Below are 4550 nucleotides of genomic sequence, written 5' to 3'. Positions count from 1 at the left end.
TTCCTCCGGGCTTTCGTTCTGTTCTTGCGTTTCCGACTCTATCAGACTCTTTCGTGTCCGACTTCCTCGGCGCTTTCCAGGTTTTCGCTTTCGCGTTTCCCTTTCCGGCGGTTCCGACTCTATCAGAAGTTCTCCACCGGATTTCCCCGGCTTCGGATTCCTGAAGAATCGAGTGCACCCCACACAGAATTGCATTCCTTGGGGGGTGGGCTGCCGAACTTGTCCAGTTCGAGGCAACCGTTTGACTCTACAACTCGGCCTGGGGGGTGTCAAAACGGCCCGGGGCACCGCCCCCACGAGCGGACCTACAGGTCGGCCCGGGCGGGCAGCGCTTCGGCCTGTTGCCTGGTCAGGGGCGGCGGGACCGGTGCAGATGAGGGGCACGTGTGGGTGCTGCGATCGAACGACAGCATCCACTCGTCGAGGGGACTCTCGGGCTCCAACGTGGCCGCCGCCCACTCACGCATGGCCTCCGGAGTGTCCGCCCGAGCCGCCATCGCGTCTCGTACGAACATGTCCGGGTCTTCCGCCAGCACGTCGCACAGACCGACAGGCAGGTCCGGGTGGGCGGCGACCGCTCTACGCGCTGCGGAATCCGGGTCGGCGGGAAGGTCCTCTTGGGCTGCCAGAGCGATGAGTTCGGCATCCAGATCCATGGACAGCGGGCTAGACCGCTACTCGGACGCCCGAGTCGAGATCTGCAGGACCCGTACCGCTCGCGCGGCCCGCTACCGCAACGGGAGCAGTCGGACCAGCTGGAAGGCGGTCTCGGGGGTCGGCTGCGCCGGCGCGGCCCGGACCTCGTACCGGCCGGCCGCCAGATCCACCCGTGCATGATTGTCGGGCTCCACCTCGGAGCCGGGCCATGCGGAGTCGAACAGCACGACCGGCCCCGGCACGTCCCAGACCTGGCCGTCCCCCCAGGCCGCATCCGCCAACGCCGCCCCGACGCTGCCCAGCAGTTCCGCTTCCGACTCGGCCGCCACCCACCGTACGAAGACCCCGTGCTCCGGGAGGAACGCCGTCGACGAGGGCTCGTCACCCAGTACCAGCGCGTGCGACGGGCCTACCGCGAGCAATCCGGTATGGCCGACGACCGCGCAGGCCCTGTCGTAGTCAGATTCCGGGCCTTCGCTGTCCGCCCCCTCCCACCGGGTCAGCAACTCAGCCGGCACCACGACCAGCGGCCCCCCGCCGGACTCCACCCAGTCGACCAGTCCTGGATCCGCATATCTCGTCATGGCGCGAGGTTAGATGCCGACTCCCCGTCCAGGGGACCAGTACGACCTTGCCGAGGTTCCGGCGCTGCTCGATGACCGCGTGGGCGCGGGCGGCCTCGGCGAGGGGGATCTCCTCGTGCACGGCCGTGCGCAGGGTGCCCGCGGCGCGCAGCTGCCACAGCTCGCGCAGCCAGCGCTCGTACAGTTCGGGCTTGCCGGTGGCGACGGCCCGCATCTGGAAGCCGATCAACGAGGCTCCGCGGAGCAGGAGTTCGTACGCCTGCACCGTGCCACCGCCGGAGCTGAAGGCCACCAGGCGGCCGCCCGTCGCCAGGGTCCGTACGGCGGGTCCGAGCAGGTCGCCGCCGACGCCGTCGAGGATCACGTCGTACGGGCCGCCCCAGTCGGCGTCCCCGTACAGGACGACCTCGTCGGCGCCCAGGCCGCGGACGAAGCCGGCCTTGTCCGCGCTGCTGACGGCCGCGACGACGCGTCCCGCCCCGCCGGCCTTCGCGTACTGGAGGGCGAGCGTCCCTACGGCGCTGGCCGCCGCCGTCACCAGGACCGACTCGCCGGGCTCCACGCGCGCGGCCTCGTACGCGCCGCGGGCGACCAGCCCGCTGCGGACCAGCGCGACCGCCTCCACGGCGCCTGCGCCTGCCGGGATCCGGGAGGTCATCGCGGTGTTGAGCACCGCGTACTCGGCGTAGGCATCGGCGAAGCACAGTCCGGTGACGCGTTCCCCGGCGGTGAAGCCGGTGACGCCCGGGCCGGTGCCGACGACGGTCCCCGCCACTTCGCCGCCGAGCGGGACGGGCTCACTGCCCTCCCGCACCTTGCGCACGGTCGGCAGGGTCACGCCGACCGCCTCCACCCGGATCAGCAGCTCTCCGGCGCCCGCCGCGGGTACGTCGGCCTGCTCGGCGAACAGCACCTCCGGCCCACCGTCGACCTCATGGCGAATACGCAGCACAGGACCTCCCCGACCCGACAATTTTCATTGGATGTCCCAACGATAAGGCCAAAGTCGTGGGGATGTCCAACGACTTTGGGTAGGGTGGGCCCATGACCTCGGCCCTCCAGCACATCCAGTCCCTGCCCTCCTGGCTCGTCGGCCGCGTCGCGGCACGCGGCCGCGAGCTGGTCGCGGCGGCGGTCGCCGCGGAGGGACTGAAGCTCATGCACCACGCGGTGCTGGCCGCCACCGCCGAGTACGGGCCCGTCGCCCAGGCCGACTTGGGCCGCCGGCTCGCCGTCGACCCCAAGGACATGGTCGGCATGCTCAACCACCTCCAGGAGGCGGGCCTCGTACTGCGCGCCCCGGACCCCGACGACCGCCGCAAGAACGCCGTCACCATCACCCCGGAAGGGACCGCCGTACTCACCCGCTGCGCGGCCCTGGCCGAAGCCGCCAACGCCGAGTTCCTCGCCCCGCTCGGCCCGGCCGAACGGGAGCGCCTGGTGGCCCTGCTGACCCGGCTCCACGAAGCCCCGTAGGTCCACCGAACGCCGAACACGCGCATGATGGGCGGATGGACGAGGTGACCATCAGCGAAGAAGACCGCCGACAACTCGGACTCTGGGCCGCCGATTGCGTCGAGCGGGCCCTCCCGCTGTTCGAGGCGAAGGCCCCCGCCGACCCCCGCCCTCGTGAGGCGATCGAAGGCATCCGGGCCTTCGTACGCGAGGGCAAGCGGACCGCGAAGCTACGTTCCCTCGCCTGGGCGGCCCACGCGGCGGCGCGCGAGGTCGGCGACCCGGCGGCCACGGCCGCCGCCCGCGCCGCATGCCACGCGGCCGCGACCCCGTACATCCACCCGCTGGCCACCCCACACCAGTCGAAGCACGTACTGGGGCCCGCCGTGTACGAGGCCCTCGCGCGGGAGCTCGCCGCGGGAGATGACACGGGCGATGACACGGGCGCCGCCGACGAGGAGATTCGATGGGCGATCGAGCACGCCCCGCCGGAGGTGCGCGCACTGCTGCGCCGGATGCCGGCTCGCAGCCCCGGTCGCAGTCGGCTGGACGCCCTCTACTACGAGCTCGACGCCGCCCTGCGCCGCTGAGTGAAGGCTGTGCCTTCACGGAGTGCCGGGAACTCGAATCACCCCGGGGTGCTGTGGAAGTGTGCTCGCCACGCCCGTCGACGAATGACCGGCATGAACCACGACGACGCCCTCGACCAGCTCAACCACATCGCGCACGAGAGGGCGCTCGGCCTGCGGGTGGGATCCGTCCGTGGGCTTCATTCACGAGTTTCGGGGCACACGTACCAGCTGCCATGTCGTGCGCGCGCCGACGACTGCTGCAACAACCGCGACGACCGTACAGAGGGCGATCATGAAGGGACTCTCACACCCGGCCGCGGTCACAACCATGTACACGACGACAGCCCAGTCGACCCACGTTCGCTTCAACAACATCGCCAAGTCGCTCACCCCCTCCCTGCGGGCGGTACCGGAGCGCCCCGGCTCCGCCCGCCGCATCGTACTCGGGCGGTACCTGGGCTTCGCCGCGATTCGCGCCGGCGGCGAACCGACGAGGCCGAGGCCTCACCGCCGCTTGCTGGCTAGGCTGGTCGAGCACCCACCAGGAGGAAATCATGGGCGACCTCACCCCCGAGCAGATGCGCCGCATGCACGACTTCGCGGAGCAGCTCGCGGAGCTGGCCGAGCACCAGGAGGACCAGTGGAAGGTGCAGACCACCGATGGTCAGATCTTCCTCACGATGATGAGCCCCACGGCTCCGCACGGACTCAATGTGGTGCGTCTGCGCCGCCAGATCGAGGCGCAGACGCCAGAGGTCATGGCCCTCAACGACACGAACATGGGCGATCCTCAAACGGGCCTCACCAAGGTCCCCGATCTCATGGTCATCGCGGAAGAGGACACCGATGACACAGCGAAGGTCGTCAACTCCCGTGATGTCCTGATGGTGGTGGAGGTCGTCTCCCGCACGAATCCCCTCACTGACATCCGCGACAAGCTGCACGACTACCCCAGGATGGGTGTCCCTCTGTACGTCGTCGTGGACCCCCGCAAGGACAATCGGACCGTCACCGTGCACAGCGACTCCTCCGCAGGGCCCGACGGCACCCGGTACCGCAAGACGGTCCCCTACTCCTTCGGGGACGTCGTCACCGCCGGCCGCTGGACTCTGGACACGAGCACCCTCAAGAGCTATCCCGCCGACTGGTGAAGCACGGGCCGCGGCCGCTGCTTCGGCCGGCTCCGCATTCCGGCCCGTGAACGCAGAAAAGCCCCGCACCGAACCCTGAACGGGTTGGTGCGGGGCTTCCGCAATGATTGTTCGGCGGCGTCCTACTCTCC

6 protein-coding genes are annotated in these 4550 nt (G+C 70.0%); 3 read left to right on the top strand and 3 right to left on the bottom strand.

Features of this window, described 5'->3' with window-relative positions:
• Positions 1–305: 305 nt before the first annotated feature.
• The 3 genes from ACZ4YL_RS41275 to ACZ4YL_RS41265 form a co-directional block, all read right to left on the bottom strand.
• Complete coding sequence (locus tag ACZ4YL_RS41275; protein ID WP_468123663.1) at positions 306–656, bottom strand: hypothetical protein; 351 nt, start codon at positions 654–656, stop codon at positions 306–308.
• 72 nt (positions 657–728) lie between these two features.
• Complete coding sequence (locus ACZ4YL_RS41270) at positions 729–1241, bottom strand: Imm21 family immunity protein (RefSeq protein ID WP_468123661.1); 513 nt, start codon at positions 1239–1241, stop codon at positions 729–731.
• Positions 1165–2193 (bottom strand): quinone oxidoreductase family protein, encoded by a 1029-nt coding sequence (locus ACZ4YL_RS41265; protein ID WP_468123659.1) that lies wholly within the window; start codon positions 2191–2193, stop codon positions 1165–1167. Before ACZ4YL_RS41265 ends, ACZ4YL_RS41270 begins: the two co-directional genes overlap by 77 nt.
• Positions 2194–2285: 92 nt before the next feature.
• Here ACZ4YL_RS41265 and ACZ4YL_RS41260 point away from each other — a divergent pair, with 92 nt between their 5' ends.
• The 3 genes from ACZ4YL_RS41260 to ACZ4YL_RS41250 all read left to right on the top strand — a co-directional run bounded on the left by ACZ4YL_RS41260 (position 2286) and on the right by ACZ4YL_RS41250 (position 4419).
• On the top strand, positions 2286–2717 hold the full coding sequence (locus ACZ4YL_RS41260; RefSeq protein ID WP_468123658.1) for a MarR family winged helix-turn-helix transcriptional regulator: 432 nt from the start codon (positions 2286–2288) through the stop codon (positions 2715–2717).
• A 35-nt stretch (positions 2718–2752) separates the two neighbouring features.
• Positions 2753–3286: a putative immunity protein gene (locus ACZ4YL_RS41255; protein WP_468123657.1), complete on the top strand. Its 534-nt coding sequence runs from the start codon at positions 2753–2755 to the stop codon at positions 3284–3286.
• 536 nt (positions 3287–3822) lie between these two features.
• Positions 3823–4419, top strand: a complete 597-nt coding sequence (locus tag ACZ4YL_RS41250) for a Uma2 family endonuclease (protein WP_468123655.1) — start codon at positions 3823–3825, stop codon at positions 4417–4419.
• Positions 4420–4550: the final 131 nt, after the last annotated feature.

Source organism: Streptomyces sp. NPDC030021, assembly GCF_055574035.1.
This window is presented reverse-complemented; position numbering and strand designations above follow the sequence as displayed.

What these genes read in the sequence shown, in the direction of transcription:
- ACZ4YL_RS41275 (WP_468123663.1), bottom strand. Translation starts at nt 656, where the DNA reads ATGGATCTGGATGCCGAACTCATCGCTCTGGCAGCCCAAGAGGACCTT.
- ACZ4YL_RS41270 (WP_468123661.1), bottom strand. Translation starts at nt 1,241, where the DNA reads ATGACGAGATATGCGGATCCAGGACTGGTCGACTGGGTGGAGTCCGGC.
- ACZ4YL_RS41260 (WP_468123658.1), top strand. Translation starts at nt 2,286, where the DNA reads ATGACCTCGGCCCTCCAGCACATCCAGTCCCTGCCCTCCTGGCTCGTC.
- ACZ4YL_RS41255 (WP_468123657.1), top strand. Translation starts at nt 2,753, where the DNA reads ATGGACGAGGTGACCATCAGCGAAGAAGACCGCCGACAACTCGGACTC.
- ACZ4YL_RS41250 (WP_468123655.1), top strand. Translation starts at nt 3,823, where the DNA reads ATGGGCGACCTCACCCCCGAGCAGATGCGCCGCATGCACGACTTCGCG.